24 protein-coding genes and 1 riboswitch are annotated in these 26,060 nt (G+C 54.9%); of the genes, 17 read left to right on the top strand and 7 right to left on the bottom strand.

The annotated features are described in order from the left end of the window. The first annotated feature begins 29 nt into the window (after nt 1-29). Nucleotides 30-986, top strand: a complete 957-nt coding sequence (dnaI, locus tag ABIE48_RS23870; RefSeq protein WP_192717328.1) for a primosomal protein DnaI — start codon at nt 30-32, stop codon at nt 984-986. Between the two features lie 139 nt (nt 987-1,125). Here dnaI and ABIE48_RS23865 read toward each other — a convergent pair whose 3' ends face one another. After that, on the bottom strand, nt 1,126-1,284 hold the full coding sequence (locus ABIE48_RS23865; protein ID WP_089548459.1) for a YqzM family protein: 159 nt from the start codon (nt 1,282-1,284) through the stop codon (nt 1,126-1,128). Nucleotides 1,285-1,683: 399 nt separating this feature from the next. Between ABIE48_RS23865 and trxA the strand changes: the two genes are divergently transcribed. Beyond that, nucleotides 1,684-2,001: a thioredoxin gene (trxA, locus tag ABIE48_RS23860; RefSeq protein WP_076174051.1), complete on the top strand. Its 318-nt coding sequence runs from the start codon at nt 1,684-1,686 to the stop codon at nt 1,999-2,001. Between the two features lie 251 nt (nt 2,002-2,252). Then, the gene (gene uvrC / locus ABIE48_RS23855; RefSeq protein ID WP_192717327.1) at nt 2,253-4,136 is read left to right on the top strand and encodes an excinuclease ABC subunit UvrC; all 1,884 of its coding nucleotides are present in this window, start codon (nt 2,253-2,255) and stop codon (nt 4,134-4,136) included. Here the strand turns inward: uvrC and ABIE48_RS23850 are convergent. After that, entirely contained in the window at nt 4,105-5,799 is a 1,695-nt protein-coding gene (locus tag ABIE48_RS23850) for a CPBP family intramembrane glutamic endopeptidase (RefSeq protein ID WP_192717326.1), read from the bottom strand. The genes uvrC and ABIE48_RS23850 overlap by 32 nt on opposite strands. A gap of 258 nt (nt 5,800-6,057) precedes the next feature. Continuing rightward, a riboswitch (cyclic di-AMP (ydaO/yuaA leader) is annotated at nt 6,058-6,202 on the top strand. Nucleotides 6,203-6,269: 67 nt separating this feature from the next. Here ABIE48_RS23850 and ABIE48_RS23845 point away from each other — a divergent pair. The 3 genes from ABIE48_RS23845 (at nt 6,270) to ABIE48_RS23835 (ending at nt 9,659) form a co-directional block, all read left to right on the top strand. Beyond that, nucleotides 6,270-7,610, top strand: coding sequence for a TrkH family potassium uptake protein (locus tag ABIE48_RS23845; RefSeq protein WP_354519769.1), 1,341 nt, complete (start codon nt 6,270-6,272; stop codon nt 7,608-7,610). An 86-nt stretch (nt 7,611-7,696) separates the two neighbouring features. Next, on the top strand, nt 7,697-8,368 hold the full coding sequence (locus ABIE48_RS23840) for a potassium channel family protein (protein WP_192717324.1): 672 nt from the start codon (nt 7,697-7,699) through the stop codon (nt 8,366-8,368). 19 nt (nt 8,369-8,387) lie between these two features. Further along, nucleotides 8,388-9,659 (top strand): cation:proton antiporter, encoded by a 1,272-nt coding sequence (locus ABIE48_RS23835; protein ID WP_192717323.1) that lies wholly within the window; start codon nt 8,388-8,390, stop codon nt 9,657-9,659. Nucleotides 9,660-9,731: 72 nt separating this feature from the next. Here the strand turns inward: ABIE48_RS23835 and ABIE48_RS23830 are convergent, their stop codons facing one another. Beyond that, nucleotides 9,732-10,634: a LysR family transcriptional regulator gene (locus tag ABIE48_RS23830; protein ID WP_089548454.1), complete on the bottom strand. Its 903-nt coding sequence runs from the start codon at nt 10,632-10,634 to the stop codon at nt 9,732-9,734. Nucleotides 10,635-11,019: 385 nt separating this feature from the next. On the opposite strand from ABIE48_RS23830, the gene ABIE48_RS23825 reads away from it, so the two are divergent. The 6 genes from ABIE48_RS23825 to ABIE48_RS23800 all read left to right on the top strand — a co-directional run bounded on the left by ABIE48_RS23825 (nt 11,020) and on the right by ABIE48_RS23800 (nt 16,822). After that, nucleotides 11,020-11,688 (top strand): succinate dehydrogenase cytochrome b558 subunit, encoded by a 669-nt coding sequence (locus tag ABIE48_RS23825; RefSeq protein WP_145029308.1) that lies wholly within the window; start codon nt 11,020-11,022, stop codon nt 11,686-11,688. A gap of 15 nt (nt 11,689-11,703) precedes the next feature. Next, on the top strand, nt 11,704-13,449 hold the full coding sequence (sdhA, locus tag ABIE48_RS23820) for a succinate dehydrogenase flavoprotein subunit (protein WP_076174068.1): 1,746 nt from the start codon (nt 11,704-11,706) through the stop codon (nt 13,447-13,449). 16 nt (nt 13,450-13,465) lie between these two features. Continuing rightward, nucleotides 13,466-14,230 carry a succinate dehydrogenase iron-sulfur subunit gene (sdhB, locus tag ABIE48_RS23815; RefSeq protein WP_145141832.1) on the top strand — a complete coding sequence of 255 codons (765 nt, stop codon included), beginning with the start codon at nt 13,466-13,468 and terminating at the stop codon, nt 14,228-14,230. Between the two features lie 169 nt (nt 14,231-14,399). Continuing rightward, entirely contained in the window at nt 14,400-15,038 is a 639-nt protein-coding gene (locus ABIE48_RS23810; RefSeq protein WP_192717322.1) for an ion channel, read from the top strand. A 179-nt stretch (nt 15,039-15,217) separates the two neighbouring features. Then, on the top strand, nt 15,218-16,132 hold the full coding sequence (locus tag ABIE48_RS23805) for a metallophosphoesterase (protein WP_192717321.1): 915 nt from the start codon (nt 15,218-15,220) through the stop codon (nt 16,130-16,132). A gap of 60 nt (nt 16,133-16,192) precedes the next feature. Beyond that, on the top strand, nt 16,193-16,822 hold the full coding sequence (locus ABIE48_RS23800; RefSeq protein ID WP_145029300.1) for a GNAT family N-acetyltransferase: 630 nt from the start codon (nt 16,193-16,195) through the stop codon (nt 16,820-16,822). 151 nt (nt 16,823-16,973) lie between these two features. On the opposite strand, the gene ABIE48_RS23795 is transcribed toward ABIE48_RS23800, so the two are convergent. Together ABIE48_RS23795 and ABIE48_RS23790 are read right to left on the bottom strand one after the other, a co-directional pair. Continuing rightward, nucleotides 16,974-17,783 carry a histidinol-phosphatase gene (locus tag ABIE48_RS23795; protein ID WP_116234135.1) on the bottom strand — a complete coding sequence of 270 codons (810 nt, stop codon included), beginning with the start codon at nt 17,781-17,783 and terminating at the stop codon, nt 16,974-16,976. Nucleotides 17,784-17,833: 50 nt separating this feature from the next. Next, the gene (locus ABIE48_RS23790; protein ID WP_116234136.1) at nt 17,834-18,736 is read right to left on the bottom strand and encodes a LysR family transcriptional regulator; all 903 of its coding nucleotides are present in this window, start codon (nt 18,734-18,736) and stop codon (nt 17,834-17,836) included. A 384-nt stretch (nt 18,737-19,120) separates the two neighbouring features. Here ABIE48_RS23790 and ABIE48_RS23785 point away from each other — a divergent pair, with 384 nt between their 5' ends. The 5 genes from ABIE48_RS23785 to ABIE48_RS23765 all read left to right on the top strand — a co-directional run bounded on the left by ABIE48_RS23785 (nt 19,121) and on the right by ABIE48_RS23765 (nt 24,236). Further along, nucleotides 19,121-19,579, top strand: a complete 459-nt coding sequence (locus ABIE48_RS23785) for a chemotaxis protein CheX (RefSeq protein WP_145029298.1) — start codon at nt 19,121-19,123, stop codon at nt 19,577-19,579. A gap of 194 nt (nt 19,580-19,773) precedes the next feature. Next, nucleotides 19,774-20,547 (top strand): SDR family NAD(P)-dependent oxidoreductase, encoded by a 774-nt coding sequence (locus tag ABIE48_RS23780; RefSeq protein WP_145029296.1) that lies wholly within the window; start codon nt 19,774-19,776, stop codon nt 20,545-20,547. Nucleotides 20,548-20,710: 163 nt separating this feature from the next. After that, nucleotides 20,711-22,174: a DEAD/DEAH box helicase gene (locus ABIE48_RS23775; protein ID WP_192717320.1), complete on the top strand. Its 1,464-nt coding sequence runs from the start codon at nt 20,711-20,713 to the stop codon at nt 22,172-22,174. A gap of 91 nt (nt 22,175-22,265) precedes the next feature. Further along, a complete protein-coding gene (locus ABIE48_RS23770) occupies nt 22,266-23,012 on the top strand; it encodes an ABC transporter ATP-binding protein (RefSeq protein WP_145029292.1) in 747 nt (248 codons plus the stop codon). Between the two features lie 3 nt (nt 23,013-23,015). After that, a complete protein-coding gene (locus ABIE48_RS23765) occupies nt 23,016-24,236 on the top strand; it encodes an ABC transporter permease (protein ID WP_192717319.1) in 1,221 nt (406 codons plus the stop codon). A gap of 100 nt (nt 24,237-24,336) precedes the next feature. Here the strand turns inward: ABIE48_RS23765 and ABIE48_RS23760 are convergent, their stop codons facing one another. Together ABIE48_RS23760 and ABIE48_RS23755 are read right to left on the bottom strand one after the other, a co-directional pair. Beyond that, nucleotides 24,337-24,465 (bottom strand): YjcZ family sporulation protein, encoded by a 129-nt coding sequence (locus ABIE48_RS23760; protein ID WP_212971272.1) that lies wholly within the window; start codon nt 24,463-24,465, stop codon nt 24,337-24,339. Between the two features lie 131 nt (nt 24,466-24,596). Next, nucleotides 24,597-25,898, bottom strand: coding sequence for an aminotransferase class I/II-fold pyridoxal phosphate-dependent enzyme (locus ABIE48_RS23755; RefSeq protein ID WP_192717473.1), 1,302 nt, complete (start codon nt 25,896-25,898; stop codon nt 24,597-24,599). Between the last annotated feature and the right edge of the window lie 162 nt (nt 25,899-26,060).

Genomic DNA, 26,060 nt, shown 5'->3' with positions numbered 1-26,060 from the left:
CCGCCTGAAGAGAGGGGGGGACAACCGGCATGGATTCTTTGGGGCAGCTGCTGAAGCAGATGAGAGGGCCTTCCTTTATACAGCGGTCGCAGGAGATCGCGGACGAACTACTGAGGGATCCGGCGGTACGGGAGCTGCGGCAGGAGCATCCGGAGCTGGAAGAATCGCTGCTGCGGATGAACGTGACCCGGCTGTACCAGTTTGCAACCGACCGGCGGCACTGTGACCGCTGCCCTGGGCTCGAGCGGTGCCCGAACGATTTTCAGGGTCATTACAGCAAGCTGGAGGTGGAGGTCGTCAACGGGATTACGGAGCTGGTGGAACGCAAGGTTCCCTGCACCCTGCAGACGGCCAAGCAGCAAGAGGACCTGATCAGGAAGCGGATCCGCAGCTTTTATGTGGACGAGCGTGCATTGAGCGAAGGATATAACGAGGTCGAGATTATGGGCAAGGACCGGAACCGGGCTCCTGCGGTGAACCAGGTGTTCCGGTATATCCGGGACGTACGCGAGAACGGTCTGCCGAACAAGGGACTGTATCTGTACGGATCGTTCGGGACTGGCAAAACGTTTCTGATGAGCTATCTCCTCCATGAGCTGGCGATTACCGGTCATACCGGGGTTATCGTGTACATGCCTGATTTTGTGGAGGATCTGAAGGGGATGCTTAGCGATAACGTGAAGCTGAAGGAGACCGTGGAGCTGATGAAGGCGTGCGATCTGCTCATTTTTGACGATATCGGCGCCGAAAATTTGAGTCCCTGGGTACGCGACCACGTGCTGGGCTCCATCCTGAATTACCGGATGAACCGCAAGCCGACCTTCTATACGTCGAATTATGCTCTGGACGGCCTGGAAAGGCATCTGAGCTTCACGAACAAAGATGGCGAAGAAGGGCATAAGGGGCAGCGGCTGATGGACCGCATCGCGCCGTTCGTCGATGTCGTGCATTTGCACGGGGAGAATCAGCGCCGCAGACAGGAATAAAGGGCCAATTTCAACAGGACCCGGGCCAAGCGGCATTTTGCATCATTACCAAATTCACTGTTTATAAGCCAAAAAAACCTGGCCAACCTGTCCAAAAGACAGGCGAAGCCAGGTTTTCTTGTAAGCCTTATGGGGCTAATTAGCCGGAAATAACAAATTTAATGATCACCATGACTGCAAACAGAACGGTCATAAACAGCGCCATTCCGCCAAAGCCATTCATCAGATCCATTAAATCATTGCGCGGCTCTTCGTTCACGTGTTTCCGCGGATCGTTAGCGTGCACGTTTGCATCCATTTGAACAAATGCCTCCTCATCATGGTTTCAGCCTGATGTCAATGAGCCTTCTCATGAACAGAGAAACCCGAGTTAACATTAGTATACCCAAACTTCAAAGAATTTGTAAAGAATATATGGTGAATACTTATAGGGGCAGGAAAGGGTGGCTGAGCGGTTAAGGGGCCCGAATTTCGTTTAATCTGTAATTAAGGGTTTCACATTTCTTGACGGAATGTGTTATACTTAAACTGTCCACAAAGACATATCAGTTTAGACGTCCATTTGCGCTCTTGCGATTACGGGGGATACCAAGCGGCATGGCCGTTTTTTCGTCTCCTGCGTACAGCCGCTAAACATGGTCTGTCTTCTGTGAAGCAGAATACACCGAATTTTTTTCTTATAAGGAGGAAACCTATTATGGCAATTGTGAATGTATCCGACCAATCCTTTAACGCTGAAATCGAAGGTCAAGGTACGGTTCTGGTAGATTTTTGGGCACCATGGTGCGGTCCTTGCAAAATGATCGCTCCGATTCTGGAAGACCTGGCTAACGAGCTCGGAGACTCCGTGAAAATTGCCAAACTGAACGTGGATGACAACCCGGAAACGGCGTCCCGTTTCGGCGTGATGAGCATCCCGACTTTGATTTTCTTCAAGGACGGTCAACCGGTTGATAAAGTGGTCGGCCTGAACTCTAAAGAAAACCTGAAAAACATCATCGCTAAACACCAATAATTGGTGCATGGCCGATGACAGGCGCCTCCGGATGATTCCGGGGGCGCTTTATTCGTATGTAGGTACGGATCTCTGGCAGATGGCCGAAAATAGGTTGTCGGGATTTCTTGCATATTTACATGCAGCGCTGGAATGACCCGAAGGTAACCGAATAGGCTATCTTGACGAAACCCCGACTTTTGCCGGGTTATATTGCTGTATTCAGCCGTTTTCTCCTATAATATAAGTACCGGGAGGTGAGCCGATACGGCATGGACGATTTTGCAAAGCAATTACAGGAACAGGAAAGAGCACTGGAGAAGATCCGCAACAAGCTGGCTTTGCTGCCCGATCTGCCCGGTTGTTATTTGATGAAGAATGCCGATGGCAAGATTATTTATGTGGGTAAAGCCAAGGTGCTGAAGAACCGGGTCCGCTCCTATTTTACCGGCAGCCATGACGGCAAGACGCAGCGCCTGGTGGCGGATATCCGGGATTTTGAATATATCGTGACCGGAAGCAACATTGAAGCACTCATTCTTGAATGTAATCTGATCAAAACGCATCAGCCGCGATATAACGTCCTGCTGAAGGACGATAAGACGTTTCCTTATATTAAAATTACCAATGAGCCGCATCCCCGTCTTGAGGTGACCCGCCGCGTGCTCAAGGACAAAGCCAAGTATTTCGGCCCTTATCCGAATGCTTACGCCGCGCAGCAGACGAAAAAGCTGCTGGACCGGATGTATCCGCTGCGCAAATGCGGGGTCATGCCGAAGGAGGTATGCCTGTACTACCATATGGGCCAATGCCTGGCACCCTGCGAGAAGGAAGTTCCTCAGGAGGAATATGACCGTATTACCCAGGAAATTACTTCTTTTCTGAGCGGCGGACACGAAGAGATTAAGAAGGAGCTCCAGCGTAAGATGCAGGAGGCGGCGGAGGAGCTGTATTTTGAACGGGCAAAGGAGCTGCGCGACCAGATCCTGAACATTGAAGCGATCATGGAGAAGCAGAAGATTACGACGACGGACACGAAGGACCGCGACGTATTGGGATTTGCCGTGGATAAAGGCTGGATGTGCGTGCAGATTCTGTATATGCGCCAGGGGAAAATGATCCAGCGTCACGCGTCTGTTTTTCCATTTTATGGCGAGGCGTACAGCGATTTTATGTCCTTCGTGACGCAGTATTACAGCGACAATCCGGCGCTGCCAAAGGAAATTTTGCTGCCTGACATGCCAAAAGGGGAAGAGGCGGAAGACAGCAGCCGGCCAGAGGATGCCGCGGAATCGATCGATGCCGGCGGCGGTGCTGCATCCCTGCAGGAATGGCTCGGCATCAAGGTGCTGGTGCCCCAGCGGGGAACGAAGCGCCAGCTTGTGGCCATGGCGGAAGAGAATGCCAAGGTCTCACTGGACGAGAAGTTCCGCCTGATCGAACGGGATGAGGAGCGGACGTCCAAGGCCGCCGCAAACCTCGGCCAGTATATTGGCATTGAGTCGCTGCACCGGATCGAGGCGTTCGACAACTCCAACATCCAGGGAACGAATCCGGTATCGGCGATGGTCGTGTTTATCGACGGCAAGCCCGACAAAAAGGAATACCGGAAGTACAAAATCCGTTCGGTTCAGGGACCGGACGATTACGATACGATGCGGGAGGTCGTCCGCAGACGCTACGAGCGCGTGCTCAAGGAAAATTTGGAGCTGCCCGACCTGATTGTCGTGGACGGCGGCAAAGGCCAAATTTCCGCCGCGATCGACGTGCTGCAGAACGAGCTGGGCCTGTTCATTCCGGTGTGCGGTCTGGTCAAGGACGTCAAGCACCGGACCGCGCAGCTGATGGTGGGCGATCCGCCCGAGCCGATTTCGCTGCCGCGCGACAGCCAGGAGTTTTACCTGCTTCAGCGCATCCAGGATGAGGTGCACCGGTTCGCCATCACCTTCCACCGCGAGCAGCGCGGCAAGTCGATGGTGGCATCCAAGCTCGACGCCATCCCGGGCATCGGCGAGAAGCGGCGCAAGCTGCTGCTGAAGCATTTTGGCTCGCTCAAAAAAATAAAAGAGGCCCGGATTGAAGACTTCCGGCCTCTCTCGATCGGCGACAAGCTCGCCGGACAAATTATAGCAGCCCTTCAGGAGGAGGAGTCGTAGCATACGGCTTCTCCTTCTTTTTGCCGTAAAACAGGTAAATGACCCAGGCGACGATAAACGGCATGACGCAGGTGACCACGCCCGCCAAAATGTTCGTCAGATCCCCCATGCTGAACAAGCTGAAGCTCATCAGGATGCTGTCGAACACGACGTGGGCGAACATGACCGCGATGTAGCCGTGACGCAGGAAGATCAAGCTGAACAGGAGACCGATGAACAGGAGCTCGATCGGACGAGTGTATATCGGGTAGATCGGGTACAGCGTATGGCCGAAGGCCCAAATCAGCGTCGGAATGACGCAGGCGACAAATGTGTTTCTTACGATTTTCTTCAGCATCGGTATGCCGAACAGGCGGTACACGGCTTCCTCGGAGATGCCGGCCATCCAGGCCATGATCGGCAGCATCCACGGATACAGCATGTTATACGGGGACTGCGAGGCGTCCGTCGTGGACCAGCTGTGGATCGTCCGGTCCAGGACGAGATAGATCACCGACTGCGCCCCCATCAGGATAAACGCCCACAAATACCCGGTGAACATGCTGTGGAGCACGTAACGCCCGTATCCAGGCTCTTTGGCGCGGGCCCAGGCGTTGTAACCGGCTTTGCGCCATAGTCCGTCCCCGCCGACCAGGGAGAAATACAGGAGCACCGTCATCGCTATGCTCAGGATCACCTGAACGACCATGGCCGCGATTATCCCGAACTGGGAGAAGCCTTCCGCTTCCAGCACCGGCAGCATGTTATAAGTCGTCAGCAATGAGACAACAAAATAAAACAAAGACAAAAACAGCCCGCGGGCAAAGGAGGTGTACCGCCGCGTCAGCGCACTGTAAATGATGGCGAGAATGCCGAGCACGATCGTAAACAGTCCGTATCCCAGCATGGTCAGCATCGTGGCGCTTTTGGTCTGCTTCTCTACATAAGCCGTATGAGCGGATGGGACCGAAAATCCAGGGAGGAAGGAGTGAAGCTCCCCATCCTCAAAGGCAAACTTGAATTCCAGCTGCGATTCCCCGATGTGCGAGGAGGAGTCGGTATAGATCAATCCGGGCTCATCCTTGCCGCTCGATACTTTCAAGGAGCTTGTGCTGTAGCCCAGCTTCTGCAGCCAGGACGAGGCGATTTCCTCTTTATCCTCCAGCGTCATGTTCCCTTCCACAATTCTCAGTTTCTGCTTGCGCATGGTTTCGTTCGATTCAGCCATCGCGGCAGCATACTTGGAGTACGGAGGCGTGATGGAGAACCCGACCACCTTGCCCGTGTTCATATGTACGTCTACATTGACATATCCCTGATCGCTCGACTCGGGCAGCCGGACCCGGAACACGTCATAAGGATACTTCGGTTCGTATTTCTTGTTATATTCGTTAAGAAGCTTCTCTCTGGATAAATAACCGTAAAGGTCCGATTCCGACTGGTACGTGACGAGCGGTTCGGCGGCAATGCCTGTTTGAATATTCAACCGGTCCGAGGCAAACGCTTTGGCGGCTGCTTCCGCCTCCGATTTGCTGATGACCTTGGTCGTTTGCCCCTCTAGCGTCTCCGAGCTCGTCTGCGGAAACACTTGTACAAAAAAGAATAAAATAAGGCCGATGACCCCCAAAATGCCCAGCCATTTATAATTGGCCCTGATTTCCAGCGGCTGGTTTAACCGGTCCATGAAATCCCCCCTTGAATGTGATAAAGATACCATTCCCCCCAATACAGTACGGTAAACATAACATAGAAGATTCGCCCAAAACCAGTATACCCTGAAAATAGTGGTGAAAAAACGATGAAAATCAAGGAAAGCCATCGAAAAGAGAAGATAACCGCAGGCCGTGTCCACCTGCATTGCGAATCAGGCTGTTTTCCATCCAATTCATCAGAAAAAGGCCTTTGTGAAGTCCTACAATAAAGATTATAATTTTGATGCAAATGAATAAGAACGCCGAATTTCCAAGTGAAAACGGGGGAACCAATTTTTTGGGGTGAATTTCGTTGGGACGGTTTAGTCCGCGAATAGGGCAACCTGTGCATGCCCGAATCCGTCAGCTAACCTCGTAGGCGTCGTGCATGCAGGAGCCAAACCGAAAGGCATTGGATTTCCGATGCTTTTTTTCTTTTGACTTTTTTAAAGAGGTGAATGTATTGATTGGTAAATGGAAGTGGTTCCGGCTGGCCCCTCCGCAAGTATTAACGCTCGGTTTTGCGGCCATTATTTTGATCGGAGCCATACTGCTCACCTTGCCGATTTCGAACACGACGGGTAAGCCGCTGAATTTTATGGATGCCTTGTTTACGGCAACCTCGGCGACCTGCGTGACCGGTTTGGTTGTCAAAGATACGGGGCTGTATTTCAGCACGTTCGGTCAAGTCGTCATCATGCTGCTGATCCAGATCGGCGGGCTCGGTTTTATGACGATGGCCACGCTGATCGCTCTGGTGTTCAAGCGCCGGATTTCGCTCCGGGACCGGCTCCTGCTGCAGGAAGCGATGAATCAGAACACGATGGAAGGCATCGTCCGCCTGATTCGGAAAGTGATATTTTTTTCGTTGAGTATCGAAGGCTGCGGAGCGTTACTGCTCGCCATCCGGTGGTCGTTCGATATGCCTCTTGGAAAAGCGATCTATTTTGGAATATTTCATGGCGTGTCCATGTTCAATAATGCGGGATTTGACCTGTTCGGCCATTTTAACAGCCTGACGGGATTTGTATACGACCCGCTCGTCAATTTTGTGGTGATGTTTCTGATCGTATCCGGCGGCATCGGCTTTATCGTCATGTCCGATCTGGTGGATTACCAGGTACACCGGAAACTGTCGCTCCACACCAAAGTGGTGCTGTCCATGACCGGTGCTCTGATTGTGGTCGGAGCGGTCGTCATCTTTATCTTTGAATTCACGAATCCCAAGACGCTTGGTTCGCTGAATTGGGGCGGTAAAATTCTCGCCTCCCTGTTCCAGTCGGTTACGCCGAGGACGGCTGGGGCGAATACGCTGGACCTGGCAGGCATGCGCCAGGCGTCGCAATTTTTTACGATCATTCTGATGTTTATCGGCGCTTCGCCGGGATCCACCGGGGGTGGGATCAAGACCACGACGTTCACCATCCTTGTCGGTGCGGTGATTGCAATGATCCGAGGGCGTGATGACATCGTCATCTACCGTTACCGTCTGGCGCAGGAGCGAATTTTTAAAGCGTTGACCATTACGTTCCTGGCCTTGTTCCTGGTGGTCGGCGTATCCATGGTTCTGTCTACGACGGAAGACAGCAGCTTTTTGATGATCCTGTACGAGACGACGTCGGCTTTCGGCACGGTTGGACTGACCCTTGGGTTGACGCCGCATTTGTCCCTGATCGGGAAAATCCTGATCTGTCTGACGATGTTTGCCGGCCGTCTTGGACCATTGACCTTCGCTTATGCGCTCGGTCCTAAGAAAGGCAAGGAGCTGTACCGCCATCCCGAAGGCAAGATCATTATTGGGTAACGGACTTGGGTGATTCAAAGTTTCGATTTTGTCATAAGAACCATATATAGAACCAACATTAAGGGATAAGGAGCATCTGGAGAGAAATGAAAACACAGCAGTTTGTCGTCATCGGTTTGGGGCGGTTCGGTTCAAGCCTGGCCATGGAGCTTATGGATTTGGGGTATGAGGTGCTTGGGGTGGACATCAATGAAGAAGTGGTAGATGATATGAGCGAGCATCTGACCCACGCCGTGGTGGCGGATGCAACCGATGAGGAGGTTCTCAAATCGCTGGGAATCCGCAATTTTGACTGCGGGATCGTAGCGATCGGGGACGATATCCAGATGAGCATCCTGGCCGCAATCCTGCTGAAGGAACTCGGCGTTCAGACCGTGGTGGCGAAGGCCATCTCCATGCTGCACGGCAAAGCCTTGTCTAAGCTGGGCGTGGATCGGGTAATCTTTCCGGAGCGGGATATGGGCATCCGGGTGGCGCACCAGCTCGTGACGCCGAATTTGCTGGATTACATCGAGCTGTCCAAAGATTACAGCATCGTGGAGATGACCGTACCGCAATGCCTGAACGGAAAGACGCTCAGCGAAGTCAATACGAGAGCACGGTACGGATGCAGCATTGTTGCGCTCCACCGTACCGAGGGAGTCATCGTTGCTCCGACGGCGATGGACCAGCTGCATACGGGCGACATCATGGTCATCATCGGCTCCAACAGCAATATCGACCGCTTCGAGAGCGAAGCGGTGAACGTCAAATCGTAAATCCGGAAGTGAGACAGAAATGGAATCCCCGACGACCGAAATCATTCATCACATTTTAATATTGCTGCTGTTTATCATTGCCGTGGGCATGCTGTCCGGAAGACTGGCCTCCTGGCTCAGGCTTCCGGACGTTGCTGTGTTTATCGTGGCAGGCATGCTGCTTGGGCAGGGGCTGCATCTGATCAACGAGGCAAGCAGCTCTCTTATCAACCAGCTGATTCTCTCCGTCGGCTCAGCGCTGATCCTGTTTGACGGCGGCCGGAACCTGAAGCTCAGCGGGCTGCGGAAGGTATGGATCACGCTCTCTATGCTGAGCGTTCCCGGCGTCATTGTCACGACCTTGATCGTCGGAGCTGCCGTGCATTACCTGTTCGGGCTGGACTGGCTTTTTGCCTTCCTGGCCGCCGCCGTCATTGCCTCGACTGACCCCGCTTCGATCATTCCTGTGTTCAAGCAGGTAAAGATCAAGGAAAGGGTACGGGAGACGGTGGAGAGCGAGTCTGCCTTCAACGACGCGACCGGCTCGATTCTGACCTTTGCGCTGCTGGCCGCGGTGACGGGCAGCGGTTCCTTACATATCGGGACGATGGCCTGGGATTTCTTAAAAACCGCCGTCGGCGGCATTCTCGTCGGCGCTGTCATATCTGTGATTCTTACGTATCTCGTTGCCCATTTCCGGCTTGGCGTCCTGAAAGACTACACGACGATCACGATGATCGTCGTAGCACTTTCTTCATATTTAATAGGGGACCTGATTCATGTCAGCGGATTTATGGCGACCTTCGTGGCCGGGCTGATCTGGGGAAACGCGGATACGTTCGGGCTGTCGATGGACGATAAGCTGGAAGAGACCGCATCGTTTGCGGACAATACGAGCGTCATGATGCGGATGCTCATTTTCATCCTGCTCGGCAGCCAGGTCAACTTCCGGGTGCTTGGCGATTACTTCTGGCCAAGCCTGGCGGCGGTCCTGGTGCTGATGGTCATCGCCCGGCCCATCACGATTCTGCTCTGCGCCCTGCCCGACCGAAAGGTCAAATGGTCCTGGCGCGAGCTGCTGTTCATGATGTGGATCCGGGAGACCGGGGTCATTCCCGCCGCCCTTTCGGGCATGATCGCCGGCATGGGCGTAGCCCACGCTGATGTCATCTCGGCCGTGACGTTCATGGCGATCATGCTGACGATTCTGCTGCAGGCCAGCACCACGGGACTTGTCGCCCGCAAGCTGGGCCTTGAGGTCAAGGCGGAGCCGGCGGCTTCCAGGCCCGCCAGGCCCATGGGGAAGAAATAGCCTGCAACATGATACGAGCCGTCAGGAGCGGGGGAATCCCGTCTTGACGGCTCGTCATTTGCCGGCACCGCGTCATTCATCCCGGGTGCGGCCGAAAATCTTTTTCGTTTCTTCGATCCAGCGGCGTGCCCCGGCGCTCAGTCCCCCGTTTTCGGAGTAGACAAGCGAGGTGGTGCGCCGCGTTTCCTGCAGATCGGGAATATGAAGAATGGCCAGGTCGTTGTCGTCCAGCAGCTGACTGCGCAAATACGACTTGGGCAGCAGTGCCGCCGCCCTGCAGGCGGGCAGAAGCCGGACGATCGCTTCAAATGAATCCATTTCCATCCGGATGTCCGGCACGACGCCGGCCCGGTGGAACAATTCGTCGGTCAATTTCCGGTACCACGTTCCGGTTGAGAAGATAATCATCGGCAGGCCGTGAAGCATGTCCATGCTCACGTTATCCTGGCCGCACAGCCTGTGATTGCGGGGAAGCACCAGCTCCAGGTGGTCGTCGAACAGCGGCGTGCAGCGCAGACCGGGCTCTTCGATTGAAGAGGCGACGATGCCTGCGTCCAGCTTCTTGTCGCGGACGGCCGACACGATTTCGTGCGTTTTCCCGGTGACCAGCTTCAGCTCAGCGGAAGGGTGCTTCTCCATAAACGCGTTCACCAAAGGCGGCAGCGTCGTCTGAAGCGTGGTCAGGCTGGCTCCGAGCGTCACCGAAATTTGATCGTCCCCTTTGTACTTGGCGATCATCTGCATGAACTTCTGCTGCTGCTGCCGCTGTTCCAGGGCAAAGGTATAGGCCGACTGGCCGAAGGCCGTCAGCTCAAGGCGCTTGCCGCGGCGGTTGAACAGCTGCACGCCGAGCTCGTCCTCCAGCTTGGTAATTTTGCGCGAGAGGGCGGGCTGGGACAAATTCAGCAGCTTCGAGGCCTTGTTCAGGCTCGACTGCTCCACCACCGTGGCGAATACATCCAGATCTTCAAACATGTCATTCATCTCCATGAAACTTTTGGACTGCGGCTGCTTGGGGTAAGATGGTTATAGGTGCGGTCTGTCTTCTTGGAATTTACGTCGATACATGTTTTTGTTTAGATATAAGAACGAATAAGCTTCAGAGACTGAACATCATTATATCGCAAGAAAATCTACCGCTAAACGAGGTCTGTCTTCTTAGAATTTACTTCGATAAGTGATTTACTTATGCATTTACATTATAACGTTTAATAATTATATTGCAATTCCATTATAAGAAAAAAAAGAGTAACATGAAAAGTGCCACAAGTTGTTCACAGGTTAGAAAAAGGGTGGCAGAATGATGTCGAATAATGAATTATGAAAACGTTGTACTATGAAGAAAGGGGCACGTCAATTTATGAAAGGTTACTATGCCAGAAAGCTTCATTCGCTTCTTGGGGTCATTCCGCTCGCCTTGTTTTTCATCGAGCATGCCCTGACGAATTTTGGCGCATTTGAAGGAGGTCCTGAGCGGTTTAACGCTGGCGTCAAATTGCTGAACGACCTTCCGCTCATTTTCGTGCTGGAGTGGGTGCTGATTTATCTCCCGCTGATCTACCACGGCGTGTATGGGCTGTATATCGCGTATCAAGCGAAACCGAATAACGGACACTTCAATTATGAGCGCAACTGGCGTTATTTGCTGCAGCGGATTACCGGTGTCATTACGTTCGTATACATCATCTGGCACGTATTCGAAACCCGGTTCCAGGTCACTCTCGGCAACGTGACTCACGAAGGGCTAGGCTCCCTAATGCATGATATCGTGACACAGCCGGTATTCTTCGTCCTCTATCTGATCGGCGTCGTATCCGCGTCCTTCCACTTTGCGAACGGACTCTGGTCGTTCCTGGTCGCATGGGGAATCACGGTCGGGCCGCGCGCACAGCGGGTATCCTCGTATGTGTGCATGACGCTGTTCGTCTTGGTAGCATTGATGTTTATTTTGTCTCTGGTCGCCTTCCGCAGAGCGGAATTCCAGGAAGCTTCGGTATGGATTGATACCGTGAAGTCAGTTTTAAGTTAAGGAGAGTGAGCAGGCATGGCAACATCTAATATTATTATCGTGGGCGGCGGTCTGGCAGGTCTGATGGCCACCATCAAGGCAGCGGAAGCAGGCGTCCATGTTCACTTGTTTTCTTTGGTTCCGGTCAAAAGATCGCACTCCGTGTGCGCGCAGGGCGGCATCAACGGTGCCGTCAATACGAAAGGTGAGGGCGACTCGCCATGGGTTCACTTCGACGATACCGTGTATGGCGGGGACTTCCTGGCCAACCAGCCGCCGGTCAAAGCGATGTGCGAGGCGGCGCCTGGCATCATCCACTTGATGGACCGGATGGGCGTTATGTTCAACCGTACGCCGGAAGGACTGCTCGATTTCCGCCGTTTCGGGGGAACGAAGCATCACCGTACGGCGTTTGCCGGCGCAACGACCGGACAGCAGCTGCTGTACGCGCTCGACGAGCAGGTGCGCCGCCACGAAACGGAAGGCCTCGTCACGAAGCATGAGCACTGGGAATTCCTGCAGGCGGTCATCGACGACGAAGGCATCTGCCGCGGCATCTGTGCGCAGGATTTGCGCACGATGGAGATTCATACATTCCAGGCTGACGCGGTTATTCTCGCCAGCGGCGGACCGGGGATCATTTTCGGCAAAACGACCAACTCGGTCATCAATACCGGCACCGCGGCCAGCGCCGTGTACCAGCAGGGCGTTCATTACGCCAACGGCGAATTCATCCAGATTCACCCGACAGCGATTCCGGGCGACGACAAGCTGCGCCTCATGTCCGAATCGGCCCGCGGTGAAGGCGGACGGATTTGGACATACAAAGACGGCAAGCCTTGGTACTTCCTTGAAGAGAAATATCCGGCCTACGGCAACCTGGTGCCGCGTGACATCGCGACCCGAGAAATTTTCGACGTGTGCGTCAATCAGGGGCTTGGCGTCAACGGGGAGAACATGGTTTACCTCGACCTGTCCCATAAAGATCCGAAAGAGCTGGACGTCAAGCTTGGCGGCATTATCGAAATCTATGAAAAATTCGTCGGCGACGATCCGCGCAAGCTTCCGATGAAGATCTTCCCGGCGGTTCACTATTCCATGGGCGGCATGTGGGTCGATTACAACCAAATGACCAACATTCCAGGCCTGTTCGCAGCCGGCGAATGCGATTACCAATACCATGGGGCCAACCGTCTTGGAGCCAACTCGCTCGTATCAGCGATCTTCGGCGGGATGGTGGCCGGACCGAAAGCCGTGGAATACATTAAGGGAATGAAAAAATCCTCAGCTGATGTACCTTCAAGCGTATACGAACGCTATAAGAAGCAGCAGACGGACAAATACGAAGGCATCCTGAAAATGAACGGCACGGAAAATGCGTACGGGCTGCATAAGGAGCTCGGCGATATCATGACCGCCAATATGACCGTGGTCCGTTACAATAAAAAGCTGGAAGAAACGATCGCCAAAATCAAGGAACTGAAGCAGCGCTACAAAAACATCAACGTCAACGACACGTCGCGCTGGAACAATCCGGGCGCTTCGTTTACCCGCCAGCTGTGGAACATGCTGGAGCTGGCCGAAGCGATGACGCTGGGAGCACTGCTCCGCAACGAGAGCCGCGGGGCTCACTACAAGCCGGAATTCCCGGACCGCAACGACGAGGAGTTCCTCAAGACGACCAAAGCGGCGTGGACACCGGATGGCCCGCAAATTTCTTATGAAGCAGTGGATGTATCGCTGATCCCTCCACGGATCCGCGACTACTCCAAAGACAAGTAAAGAAGGGGGATTTGACATGGCGGAAGCAACTGCATCTTCCAAAAAAGTGAAGTTTATGATAACCCGTCAGGACGGCCCGGACGCTGCTGCCTATACCGAGGAGTTCGAGCTTCCGTACCGCCCGGGGATGAACGTGATCAGCGCGCTGATGGAAATTCAGCGCAACCCGGTCAACGCCAAAGGCGAAAAGATCGCCCCGGTATGTTGGGAATCCAACTGTCTGGAAGAGGTGTGCGGCGCGTGCTCGATGGTGATCAACGGCAAGCCACGCCAAGCGTGTGCGGCGCTGATCGATAAGCTGGAACAGCCGATCCGGATTCAACCGATGAAGACGTTCCCGGTCGTACGCGACCTTGTCATCGACCGCAGCCGGATGTTCACCGCGCTCAAGCGGGTGAAAGCCTGGATTCCGATCGACGGCACGTACGATCTCGGCCCAGGACCACGGATGCCGGAGAAGAAACGTCAGTGGGCTTATGAGCTGTCCAAGTGCATGACCTGCGGCGTCTGCCTGGAGTCCTGCCCGAACGTAAACGACAAGACCGACTTTATCGGTCCGGCGGCGATTTCCCAGGTTCGCCTGTTCAACTCCCATCCAACGGGTGAAATGAACAAGGAAGAACGCCTGGAGGCACTGATGCAGGACGGCGGCATCGAAGGCTGCGGCAACTCGCAGAACTGCGTGCGCTCCTGTCCGAAAGGCATTCCGTTGACCACGTCGATCGCGGAAATGAACAAGCAAACCACCAAGCACATGTTTAAGCAGTGGCTGGGTGTATAAACCAACGTTAACCATCATCCCCTTGTCTGCGGACAGCTTTTCGCCGGCAAGGGGATTTTTGGTATACCTCGGGATGCGTCCAACCCTTGTGGCGGGGGTAATTTAACGATAAAGACTTCTAAAACTTTACAGACAGAAGACGTGCAGAGAGAATGGAGGAGGATGGCTCATGTCTTGGTGGATGTGGGTGCTCAATATTTCTGGTTTGATTGTCCTGATTGCGGTGTTTTACGGGTTGGAGAAAAAATGGACGAGCAAGGCGATCCTGCTTGGGCCCATTCTCATTTATGTTCTGGTCTCCCTGGAAGACTTGATCGGCTGGATCGACCTTTCCCGGGTCGTACCGGGAACAGGCGGGATGCGGGCCTTGATTCTGATCTTCTGCCTGAGCTCGGTCATCTTCTACGTGCTGTATATTTTCAACCGGATTGCCGAGTCGGCCCTGAAAAAAGAAGTGCAGCTCAAAACCGTCATTACGCGCATCAGCATGGCCACGTTAACGTGCATCCTCTTTTTTACCGTGATCTACACGTCGATTTACAAGCTCTTTGGCCATAACAGCTTCGACGGCAAAAATATCGGCAACGATTTGCTGAGCCAGCTGATTTCCTTCCTGTATTTTAGCGTTGCAACCTTTGCTACCGTCGGTTACGGGGATATCGCTCCTGTCGATAACACCTCCAGAGGAGTCGTCGTAATGGAGATCGCCTTTAGTTTTATTACGGTTGCCTATGCGCTGTCGATGCTGAGCGTGTTCCGTAAAATTTTTAAAGAGGGCCCAGAGGGCGCTGGTCAGGAGGAGGGGTAAACTTTCCGGCACCATGCCCGGACTTTGCGCAATAACCGTTCAGCGTATCCTAGGAACGGCGCGTTATCCCGGACCGCGTATCGTCTCCGGCGGAGTGATCTGCACTGCTGGAAGAGCGGCGGCCTGAAGGATATAATAGGGGAAAGTCCTATTCTATTCCAATACAGGAGGCCGCCTGCATGAAAAATACGCCGCATCCGGGAACGGGAAGTCGGCAGGCTGTAGCCCAGCCGGAGCTGCCCGGCAGCCGGCTCACCCGCAGGCAATTTTTGAAGCGCGGCGTCGCCCTAGCGGCCGGAGCGGGATTGCTGACAGGCGCCTACGCCTCGTTATGGGAGCCGCAGCAGCTGGATACCGTGTACCGGCCCCTGGTATGTCCGCGGCTGCCGGCGGCTTTTCACAACTTGAAAGTCGTCCATTTCAGCGATGCCCACCTCGGGTTTCACACCCGAAAGAAGCACATCGAGCATCTGATCGCGGCCATTCGCAGGGAAGCTCCCGAGCTGATCTGCTTTACCGGCGATATCATTGATTCGACTGCGGAGGCGATGAACGAATATATTCCGCTGCTCGCTTCGATCGATGCCCCTTTAGGCAAATTTGCGGTGCTGGGCAACCACGATTTTTGGGGAGGGAGCGGCAAGGATGTGAGCCACAAGCTGCAGGTGGCCGGCTTTCGGGTCCTGCAGAACAGTAGCCAGCTTCTGAACCGCGGCGGACAGTCCATCGCGGTGGTCGGCTTGGATGACTGGCTGCATGGATTTCCCGATCCGCAGAAGGGAAGATCCGGCATTCCGGACGACATGTTCACCTTACTCTTGATGCATGAACCGGATTACGCAGGTAACGCCGCCCTGTTTCCTTTCGATCTGCAGCTGTCCGGACACAGCCATGGCGGACAGGTGCGTCTGCCCCTGCTCGGTGCGCTGATGACGCCTCCGGGATCCAAACGGTACGTCATGGGGATGTACGAAGTGGGAGAACGCCGAATGCCGTTGTATGTCAACCGGGGGATCGGGGAGACCCACCTTCCCGTTCGCTTGTTATGCAAGCCGGAGCTTACCGTCTTCACTTTGCAGTCTGGCGCCCGTTAGACAAGCCGGTAACGATTCGAATCAAACTAAGGGAATCAAGCGAAGGAAGGGGAGAAGAGCGTGCTGAATGAGGACACACGAACGCCGATGCCCCTGCTTAAGGGCAGCCGTCTGATGATGAAACCGATCGAACCGCAGGACGCGCCAAGGCTGCTGGATATCCTGGCAGACCCCCAGGTGATCAAATACGTGACCCAGAGCTCCTTCTTCAGCTTTGCCCGCTCGCGGCGCATCGCCTCGGAGCTGCTGAGCACCGGCCGCAGGGACTCGCTGCACATGGGCATTTGGCTTCATGGCGAGCGCGAGCTGGCCGGCGTGGTGTCGATGCAGCATTGGCGTGAGGAGAAGCGCGATGCCATGATCGGCTATATGCTCGCCAAAGCGTACTGGGGCAGGGGAATCGCCACCGAAGCGCTCGGCTTGATGCTGCACTATGCCTTCACCGAGCTGAAACTGCTGCACATCGAAGGCAGATGCCATGCGGTCAACATGGCGTCGGCCAGGGTCATGCAAAAAAACGGGATGCAGCTCAGCCGTACCTTTCAGCATAGACGCATGTTTTTCGCCGCTCCAGTCGAGATGATGGTGTACGCTCATACCGACCGTACCTATGATGAATACCGGAAGGGGCTGCAGCTTCAGGCAAACCAGGAGAATGCGCCAAATCTGCAATCATATGAAATCAGGTAAGATTTGTAACATAAATGAAATATTGCTGTTATGGGACTCTAACAGAGACCGGGTAAACTTATTCACATGACCCCCTTTTTGAAAATATAAATGATGTTCTGGGACCCGGATCGTGCGGGTTCATTTTTTTTGCCCAAAAAAAGAGGCTCCCTCAGAGGGGAACCACCTTTTTGTCTTTACCCTTGAAATACACCCATTCCCGGAATCCGATGTCCTTCAGGCGCCGGGCTACTTCGTCCCGCTCGTCTCCCACCCTTCCAGGAACATGAGCGTCCGAGCCGAAAGTGACGTCTACGCCGAAGTGGAGCGCCCGCTCAAGGATGGCGTCCGCCGGGTACCAGCCGCCGCTGAGCTTCGTTTTGCCCGATGTATTGATTTCGATCGCGATTCCGCACTCGGCAATGGTCTGTAGCGTTTCGTCAATGATCTCATCGGCGGGAATGTCAGAGAAGGCCGGGAAGTTGCCTTTCATCGCGTCAATATGCCCAAGGATTTGGAACATGCCGCTTCGGGCGGAGTCCTGGATCAGCCGGTAATACTCCTCCTTTACGCGGATGCGCTCCTGTTCAGACAGCCCCTTCCAGCGGTTTTTGTTAAAGATGCTGACGCCGCCAACGCTATGTACCGAGCCGATGATGTAGTCAAACGGAACATCGGCAAGAACCTTCCTGTATGTTTCGGCATGCTCCGGAAAAAAGTCGGATTCGATGCCGAGCAGCACGTCGATGCGCCCCTCGTATTCCTTTTTCAAATCAAGCACTTCCCGCACATAATGCTGAAGCTCCGATTTGCCCATGGCGATGCGCGGAAACGCCCGGTCCTCTTTCTCGCCAAAATAAGGGGTGTGGTCCGAAATGCCGATGACTTGAAGCCCGGCCTCCAGCGCCGCTTCCACGTAATCCCGGATATTGCCGTCGGCGTGCCCGCAGCGGAAGTGATGGGTATGCAGATCGAATTTCATATGTACTCCTCCTTGTCAGTAATCGTTGGAATCAAAGGTCTGCAGCGGGTTTACTCCGAGCTGATGAAGTTCGTTTCCGGCATGCCTTTCAGGTCGCTCAGAAACTGCTGCATGGCCGAGTTCAGGTATTTGCCGGACTTGTAAATGACGCCGACGGGATGGCTCACTTCCAGTTCGGTCAGCGGTATGATCTTCAGTGTGCCGAGGCGGAGCTCGCTCGCGACCGACTGTTTGGACATGATCGCCGCGCCGAGGTCGATTTCGACCATCCGCTTGATTTCTTCACTGCTGGACAATTCCATGACGACATTGGGCTCGATTCCGTGCTTTTTTAAAATATCATCGGCAAACCGTCTGCCCACCGTATCGGGAGACAGCAGGATGAGGGGTGTTTCCCGGAGGACATCGATCGTGACGCCCGTCTTCCGGGCAAGCGGATGGCGCGGGGAGACGATCAGCTCGAACGTGTCATAGTACAGAACCGACGTCATCAAATTGGGGTTGCGCTCGATCAGATAACCCAGGCCCACATCGATCTGTCCGTTCTCTACGCTGGTGTAAATCTGGGATGAAGCCATGGACATGATAGAGGTTTTGATGAGTGGAAACTGGTTCTGGAAGTAAGAAAGGACTCTGGGTAAAATTTGTATGGCTATCGAAGTGGTGGTTCCGAGCACGATGTGTCCCTGCGGTGTTTGATCCAGGTCGTACAGGCGCTCCTTCAGCTCTTCCACAATCGCTAGAATCCGTTCGGCATGGCTGAGAAACACTTCTCCGCGGTCGGTCAGCGTGACGGGCTGATTCCGGTCCACGAGCACCGTCTTGAACTCGTCCTCCAGACTTTTGATCTGGGCAGACACAGCCGGCTGGGTTAAGTTGAGCAGCTCTCCGGCTTTGCGGAAGCTCATGGTTTTCGAGATGGTAATCAGGGTCTCCAATTGGCTAATGTTCATGCATTTCCTCCTTCGGCGTTGATGGCTGCCGTCAAGCAGATCAGTTCGAACAAGTGTATCCTTTCATTATATGGGATTCCGGAAGTCAGGGCAACGCAGATGGATGCAGCCGGTGATTCGTTTATTTTTAGAAAAAGCAATCTGCAAAATTCGCCACGGTCTTCAAAATTGCTCCGGAAGTACCGATATAGATAAAGGGAATCATCCCGGTTTTCTTTCTTAAATAGGAAAGCCGGCGGATATATAAGGGTATTTATACCCTGGATTGAAGACGTTTCATGAATTTTTCGTGATTTATTCCAGGGTTTAAAGTATAATTATTCCAATGGTAATGGGACTTTTGGGACATGTCCCAACCCGTTGTGAAAGGGGCAGTAATTACATATGAAGGCTGAAGTCATTAATCCTTTTCTGGAGTCCGCCCGGACCGTCATTGAACAAGTGATTCAGGTTACCCCTTCTACAGGCAGCCTCGGGGTGAAGAATATGGAGATCATCGAGGATCACATCTGGATTCAAATCGGGATGACAGGACAGCTTACCGGCAACATCGTGTTCGGAATTCAAGAGCATGTAGCGCTGCGGATGGTGTCCGTGATGATGGGCGGTTACATTCTGACGGAAATGGACGAAATGGGCCAGAGCGCCATATCCGAACTTGGTAATATGATCAGCGGCAATGCCAGCACGATTTTGTCCAACCAAGGGGTCACGGTCGACATTACGCCTCCGAGAGTGATGAAGAGCGAGCACATCGGGTCGTTCCTTCCGCAAAAGGCGCTCAGCATTCCGCTGCTCATGGACGGAATCGGCGAACTGGATATTCAGGTCATGATATCTTAAAATATCAGCAAGGAATAACGGCAGGAAGCACAAGCGTTACGTTTGCTGATCCCTGGGCATGATGCTGGTCCGCTATGAGCATGCGGGCGACGTTATCCTACAGAAGTGGGAAAGGGCGGGAACAAGCTCTGGACGGCGCTGACGCGCTGATTCGGGGTGTTCCGGCTTGTTTTCCTATAGGAGGACGAGAAGCCATGTTAAAGGACAAAGTCGTCGTGATCACCGGGGCGTCGAGCGGGATCGGAGCCTTGACGGCGAAGCTGGCCGCAGCGGAAGGCGCGGTGACGGTGCTGACCGCCAGGTCGGAGCAGCGCCTGCAGGAAGCAGCTGAGGGCATGACGGGATCCTTTGAACTGCGGGCCATGGATGTGACCCGGGAGGACCAGGTGAGCACCACGATGCAAGACATTATACATAAGTACGGCCATATTGACATTTTGCTGAACAATGCGGGCTACGGCAAGTTTGAGACGATTACGGACATGCCTGCCCGGGAGTTCGGACAGATGATGGACGTCAACTATATGGGCACGGTCCGGTGCACCAAGGCGGTGCTGCCGTCAATGCTTCAGCGCAAAGCGGGACAAATCATCAATGTGGCGTCGATGGCGGGGAAAATCGGAACGGCCAAATCCACGGCGTACACGGCCACGAAGCATGCCGTTCTCGGCTTCAGCAACGCTCTCCGGCAGGAGCTGCGGGAATCGGGCATTCGGGTGTCGACGATCAATCCAGGTCCGATCGATACGCCGTTTTTTGACATTGCAGACCCGTCGGGTGGATATGTCAGCAACGTGAAATGGCTGATGATGACGCCGGAACATGTAGCCCGCAAAATCGTCCAGGTGATGCATACCGGGAAGGAAGAAATGAACCTGCCGGGGAAAGCGGCGGTCGCCATGCGCCTGTACCAGATGTTTCCTAGACTGGCGGACCGGCTGACCTACCGGATCATGAACCGGAAGTGATACGCCTTCTGATCTCTATAAATAGGCTGGCTCCCATAAGGGGCCGGCTTATTTTTTACGCCCGCAGAATTTTGAGGTGAGTCCTATACTTGCATTTGGTGGGATGGCGCTTTTGGCATATAATGATAAAGAATGACTTAAAACATAAAGGATGAACGATTTCATGAACCCGACTTCTTTTGAAGCAACAGGTATTGACCGAGTATGGATAGACAAGCTGGCCGAGTACGGCATAACGGAGCCTTCGCCGGTCCAGGCGCAGGCCATTCCTGCGGTGCTGCGCGGAGCGGATGTGCTCGCCCGCTCTCAGACGGGAACCGGCAAAACGCTGGCCTACCTTCTGCCCGTACTGCAGACCATTGATCCGGAGCTGAAGGCGACCCAGAAGCTTATTCTTGCGCCGACCCAGGAACTGGCGATGCAGATTGTACGCGAAGGCGAAAAATACGGGGAAGCCCGCGGCATCGGTGTGCTTGGGCTGATCGGCGGGGCCGCGGTCAAGCGCCAGGTGGAGAAGCTGCGGCTGCATCCCCAGCTCGTGGTCGGAACTCCCGGAAGAGTCCGCGAGCTGATTGAGATGCGCAAGCTGAAGATGCATCACGTCTCGACCATCGTGGTGGACGAGGTCGACCAGGTATTTCAGCTCGGCGGCGCCGGCGACGTCGACCGGATATTGAGCAGCGCACTGCGTGACCGGCAGCTGGTATTCCTGTCGGCCACGGTCAGCGAGAGCACGGCGGCGCTGGTCAAACGGGAGATGCGCAGCCCGGTCGAAATCGGCATCGACCCGGAGCAGACAACTGCACCGGGGCTGGAGCATTTGTATGTGGTCGCCGAGGAACGCGACCGGGTCGACATGCTGCGGCGCCTTATCCGCCAGTACAACCCGCAGCGGGCGATCGTCTTCGTCAATCAGACCGAATCGATCGCCGAGGTGGAGGCGAAGCTGACCCATTTGGGCATCGCGGCAGAGGGATTGTACGGAGACGCGGACAAACTGGCACGCAGCCGGGTGCTGGGCGGCTTCCGCCACGGCAGGTTCAAAGTGCTCGTGGCAAGCGACGTGGCGGCGCGCGGGCTCGATATCGAAGGGCTCGAGCTCGTCATCAACTTCGACCCGGCGCCTGACGCCGAGCACTATGTGCACCGTGCCGGACGGACGGGCCGGATGGGGCGCAGCGGGCGCGTCATCTCGATTGTGACGGACCGCCAGACCTTTATTATGCGGAAGTTTGCAGGAGAGCTCGGCATCTCTCTCGAGCCGCGCGTGCTGTACGCCGGCAAAGTGCTGTCGCCGGAGCAGTTTGCGGCCCGGAAGGGGGAGCCGTCAGGCCAGCCCCATCAGCGCCAGGTTCGGCCATCCGGGAGCCAAGCAGGCATAGCGGAAGTGCGCGGCAGCCGGCAAGGCGATTCGAAGCCGGCCAAGGGGAGCGTCCGCGGCTCATCCAGCCCGGTCGAACCGCGGGAAGGCGGCGGACGCCGCGAGGGCCGGGAAACGACCCGGCAGGGCGGTGAGCCTTTCAAGGGCGGCAAACCGGCGGCCCGCCAGAGCCAAAGTGAACGGGAGCGCATCCGCAAGAACAAGGGCGCCCCGAAATGGTTAAAAAATAAACCTCCCCGGCCTTAACCGGCGAGCGGGGAGGCAAGTACGGATGGATTCTCCCGTGCGGACGCGCCCCTGGCTGTTCCGCCCGGGAATTGAATGAGGTGAAGAGTTGATGAGTGATACGGCTGTGCTGGATATTCAAGGCCTCATCGGTGGTTACAGCCTGAACCGCCCGGTGCTGCATGATATTTCGTTTCAGGTCGGGTCCGGCGAGATGGTCGGCCTGATCGGATTGAACGGGGCCGGCAAAAGCACGACAATGAAGCATATTCTCGGATTAATGCATCCGCAAAAGGGTGACATCCGCGTGAAGGGCAAGAAGCGGGAGGAAGACGCCGGGACCTACCACGGGGCGCTTGCCTTCGTTCCGGAATCTCCGCTGCTCTATGACGAGATGACCGTCAGGGAGCATTTGGAGTTTACCGCAAGAGCGTACGGGGTTGACCGCCAGGACTACGAAGAGCGGGCGGACCGGTTGTCACGCATCTTCCGGATGCAGGACAAGATGGACAGCTTGTCCACGCACTTATCCAAGGGGATGCGGCAGAAGGTCATGATCATGTGCGCGTTCGTGGCCCGGCCTTCCCTGTACATTATCGACGAGCCGTTCCTTGGCCTGGATCCGCTCGGCATCCGCTCCCTTCTTGATTTTATGGTCGAGCTCAAAGAAGGCGGGTCGTCGATCCTGCTGAGTTCCCATATTTTATCGACGATCGAGAATTACTGTGACCGCTTTATCGTTCTCCACCAGGGACACGTGATCGCGCAGGGGACGCTGGAGGACATCGCCGCGCAGGCCGGCAGACCGGGACTGCCGCTGGAGGAGCTGTTCTATACTCTCGTGCAGGGCAGGGATTGAATGATGGACTTGAAAAAACTTCGGATGGAGCGGCGCGGCCGCTTCTGGGGGGAGGTCACCCCTTATCTCGGCTATGTGATCCAAAGCGGTGTGGCCGTGCTGCTGCTGTTTATGTTGATTGCTTTTGCGGCGTGGTACACGTCGCTCGTTCAGCATATTCCAGCCGGGCTGCCGATTCGCTGGATCATGCTGATCCTGTTCGTGCCGCTGACGGTAAACAGCAGCTTCCGGACGTACTTGCAGCCGGCGGACACGGTGTTTCTGCTGCCGCAGGAGTCCAGGATGAACGATTATTTCAAGGCAGGCTGGACCAGCGGCGTCGTTTATAAACTTATCGGCCTTGCCCTGGTCTTCATCCTGTCCTGGCCGCTGTATGTACGCAGTGATGCAGATCCCAAGTCCTTCTGGCCGTTCCTGCTCCTCCTGTTTGCCTTGAAGATTCTGGCTTCCTACGGCTGCTGGAAGGAGCTGCAGATGGTTTCCCGTCGGGCATCGGCAGGTTACCGTCTGCTGCGTTACGTCGTGCTGATTCTTGCGGTTGCCGCCTGGCTGTGGCAGCCGGAGTGGCGGAGCCTTCTGTTTATCGTGCTGCTGGCGCTGACCTATATCGCCGCCCTGCGCATTCCGGCCAAGCACTTGGTGGCCTGGGAGCGGCTGATTGCCGCGGAGAAAACGCACAGCGCCCGCGTTATGCTGATCCTCGGCTGGTTCGTTAACGTTCCAGGCAGGCAGCAGCGCGTATATCCGCGCAGGTGGATGTCCTGGGCCGGGAACCGGGTGCCTTGGAAGCCGGAGGCAGCGTACCGCTATTTAATTACGAAGAGCTTTGTCCGCAGTGATGTGTTCAGCATCGTGATCCGCGCGGGTATTCTCGCGGCTCTCCTCGTTTGGTGGACCCGGCAAGGGCTGCTCGGCAGCGGGATTTACCTGTTTTTCGTATTCGTGATCGGCGTTCAGCTGTCCTCGCTGCTGCGCTACCACCAGGAATCCTTCTGGCTGCACATATATCCGGTGCCGCCTGCATCGCGCAAGCAGAACGCCGTTAACCTGGCGTTTCAAATCCAGCTGGTCGTGGCCGTATTGATCTGGCTGCCCATGCTGGGTGCAGGGAGCGGCCGAGTCGGACCAATGCTGCTGACGCTGCTTGGCGGGGTCGTGATCAGCGTGCTGTTCCGTTATTTTCAGTCCCGGAAGGGCAAGAGTGATGACGATGACGATGAATAGCCAAGCGAAAAAAGACCGGGAATAGGCTCCCGGTCTTTTTGTGCATCCAACAGAAACGCGTGATTGATCAGCGGTCTGCTTGAATGGATTGCTTTTTCGATTATAACCAGAAAGAACGAGTGATGATGACCAAGAGGATAAAGAGAACCAGGATGGCGCCTGTGTTGCCAAACATTCCGTGGCAATGTCCATATCCGTATCCATATCCGCCTCTTACTTCTTCGCTCATTGTGCATTCCCCTTTACAGTGGTTTGTTTTTCGTTACACCGTATCCTATGTCTAGGGGGGCGGCTGTGCTTGGGCATATCACCCGTTCTTCTCCAAAAAAATAGGTTGTTGATGATGCGTAACCCCCGGGCCTATTTCTGCTGCAAATCCCGGACGCCCTGATAGACTAAATCGAACAGGTCTTCGAGATATTCCTCGTCGATGCAGGAGAACGCGATGCGCAGGTCATGCTCGCCGAGAGCGATGGTGCCGACTCCGTATTGATGGATCAAGTGGCTGCGCAGCTCCTCGGCCGACACGCCTTTCAGCTTCAGGCACATGAAATATCCGGAATTAAACGGATAGTACTCCCACACATCACCGTACTTGCCGCTGTCCAGCAGCGATTTCACTTTGTTGGCGCGGCCTTTCATGATGTGGAACTTCTCTTCCTTCTGAGCCGCGAAATCAGGCGATTTCAGCGCATCGAGCACGAAGGTCTGGGAAGGATGAGGGCCGCTGGAAATCGTCGCGCGAATGATGCCAAGTGTCTTTTGCTCGAGGGCGGCGAGCACGTTGGTATCTTGGGAAGCGTAGGTGATGAAGCCGACGCGGAATCCCCAGACGAACTCTTCTTTGGTGGCACCGTCGACTTTAACGGCCAGTACGCGCGGATGGATATCCGCCAATTTGCCGAACAGCGACTCTTTGAGGGAATCCTCAAAGAAAAGCCCGAAATAGGCATCGTCCGTAACCGCCACAACATTGATGCCGGCTTCGGCGGCTTCCTTGATGGCAGCGACGATGGCTTCGCCTTCCGCCGGACCCGGGGTATATCCCGTCGGATTGTTCGGGAAGTTGAGCAGCACGACGGCTTTGCCTTTGTCCTTCTGGGCCAGCAGGGCTTCGCGAAGTCCATCACTGTTGAAGGTCATGTTCCCGGTGAACAGCGGATAATTGACCAGTTCGCCATGGCGGCGGATGCCGAAGGTCAGCTCGTAGTTCTCCCAGTTTTTGTCCGGATAAATCACGGCGTCCCCTTCGTCCACGAACAGATCGGCCACGATACTAAGCCCGTGGGTCAGGGCGTTCGTCACAATCGGGCTGCTGACCGTTTTGCCCGCGAGCGACGGGTTTTCTTCGATCATTTTTGCCAGCCAGGCAGCGCGCAAATCGGGTTTGCCTGCGGGCGGTGCGTATGGGTACAGGTCCTTCGGCGCAAACGCGGACAGCTTCTCCTGGATAGCAGTCAGATGCATCGGGATGCCCTGTTCGGTCGCAATGCCGATCGTTGCGTTATATTTTTTGGCATGGCTGGTCGCTTCCGCAGATTGGCTCAGTATGCCTTCCTTCGGAAAATAGATTTCCTGGCCGAGTTTGGACAACATTTCGTACACATGCGCGTTGCCGGCTTTCAAACTTTCGTTCAACTGTGCAGCGAGTGGGTTTAACATGGTTTCCATCCTTCCAAATCTGTGTAATGATAGGCTTTTGCAAGGTATATGCCATTTTAACTGCCTAACATTATATCACCTGCGATGAGAGCCGTCACGGAAAAAGGAAAAGGATGGTTGTGCTGTGAAAAAGGCTCTCTAAGGCGCTTTGTGAATCATGCC

The organism is Paenibacillus sp. OAE614 (assembly GCF_040546645.1).
In the GTDB taxonomy this organism is placed as follows: Bacteria; Bacillota; Bacilli; order Paenibacillales; family Paenibacillaceae; genus Paenibacillus_AQ; species Paenibacillus_AQ favisporus.
This window is presented reverse-complemented; position numbering and strand designations above follow the sequence as displayed.

Bases quoted from the DNA above. Each gene is read 5' to 3' on its own strand.
- dnaI (WP_192717328.1), top strand. From the start codon at position 30: ATGGATTCTTTGGGGCAGCTGCTGAAGCAGATGAGAGGGCCTTCCTTT.
- ABIE48_RS23865 (WP_089548459.1), bottom strand. From the start codon at position 1,284: ATGGATGCAAACGTGCACGCTAACGATCCGCGGAAACACGTGAACGAA.
- trxA (WP_076174051.1), top strand. From the start codon at position 1,684: ATGGCAATTGTGAATGTATCCGACCAATCCTTTAACGCTGAAATCGAA.
- uvrC (WP_192717327.1), top strand. From the start codon at position 2,253: ATGGACGATTTTGCAAAGCAATTACAGGAACAGGAAAGAGCACTGGAG.
- ABIE48_RS23850 (WP_192717326.1), bottom strand. From the start codon at position 5,799: ATGGACCGGTTAAACCAGCCGCTGGAAATCAGGGCCAATTATAAATGG.
- ABIE48_RS23840 (WP_192717324.1), top strand. From the start codon at position 7,697: ATGAAAACACAGCAGTTTGTCGTCATCGGTTTGGGGCGGTTCGGTTCA.
- ABIE48_RS23835 (WP_192717323.1), top strand. From the start codon at position 8,388: ATGGAATCCCCGACGACCGAAATCATTCATCACATTTTAATATTGCTG.
- ABIE48_RS23830 (WP_089548454.1), bottom strand. From the start codon at position 10,634: ATGTTTGAAGATCTGGATGTATTCGCCACGGTGGTGGAGCAGTCGAGC.
- ABIE48_RS23825 (WP_145029308.1), top strand. From the start codon at position 11,020: ATGAAAGGTTACTATGCCAGAAAGCTTCATTCGCTTCTTGGGGTCATT.
- sdhA (WP_076174068.1), top strand. From the start codon at position 11,704: ATGGCAACATCTAATATTATTATCGTGGGCGGCGGTCTGGCAGGTCTG.
- sdhB (WP_145141832.1), top strand. From the start codon at position 13,466: ATGGCGGAAGCAACTGCATCTTCCAAAAAAGTGAAGTTTATGATAACC.
- ABIE48_RS23810 (WP_192717322.1), top strand. From the start codon at position 14,400: ATGTCTTGGTGGATGTGGGTGCTCAATATTTCTGGTTTGATTGTCCTG.
- ABIE48_RS23805 (WP_192717321.1), top strand. From the start codon at position 15,218: ATGAAAAATACGCCGCATCCGGGAACGGGAAGTCGGCAGGCTGTAGCC.
- ABIE48_RS23795 (WP_116234135.1), bottom strand. From the start codon at position 17,783: ATGAAATTCGATCTGCATACCCATCACTTCCGCTGCGGGCACGCCGAC.
- ABIE48_RS23790 (WP_116234136.1), bottom strand. From the start codon at position 18,736: ATGAACATTAGCCAATTGGAGACCCTGATTACCATCTCGAAAACCATG.
- ABIE48_RS23785 (WP_145029298.1), top strand. From the start codon at position 19,121: ATGAAGGCTGAAGTCATTAATCCTTTTCTGGAGTCCGCCCGGACCGTC.
- ABIE48_RS23780 (WP_145029296.1), top strand. From the start codon at position 19,774: ATGTTAAAGGACAAAGTCGTCGTGATCACCGGGGCGTCGAGCGGGATC.
- ABIE48_RS23775 (WP_192717320.1), top strand. From the start codon at position 20,711: ATGAACCCGACTTCTTTTGAAGCAACAGGTATTGACCGAGTATGGATA.
- ABIE48_RS23770 (WP_145029292.1), top strand. From the start codon at position 22,266: ATGAGTGATACGGCTGTGCTGGATATTCAAGGCCTCATCGGTGGTTAC.
- ABIE48_RS23765 (WP_192717319.1), top strand. From the start codon at position 23,016: ATGGACTTGAAAAAACTTCGGATGGAGCGGCGCGGCCGCTTCTGGGGG.
- ABIE48_RS23760 (WP_212971272.1), bottom strand. From the start codon at position 24,465: ATGAGCGAAGAAGTAAGAGGCGGATATGGATACGGATATGGACATTGC.
- ABIE48_RS23755 (WP_192717473.1), bottom strand. From the start codon at position 25,898: ATGTTAAACCCACTCGCTGCACAGTTGAACGAAAGTTTGAAAGCCGGC.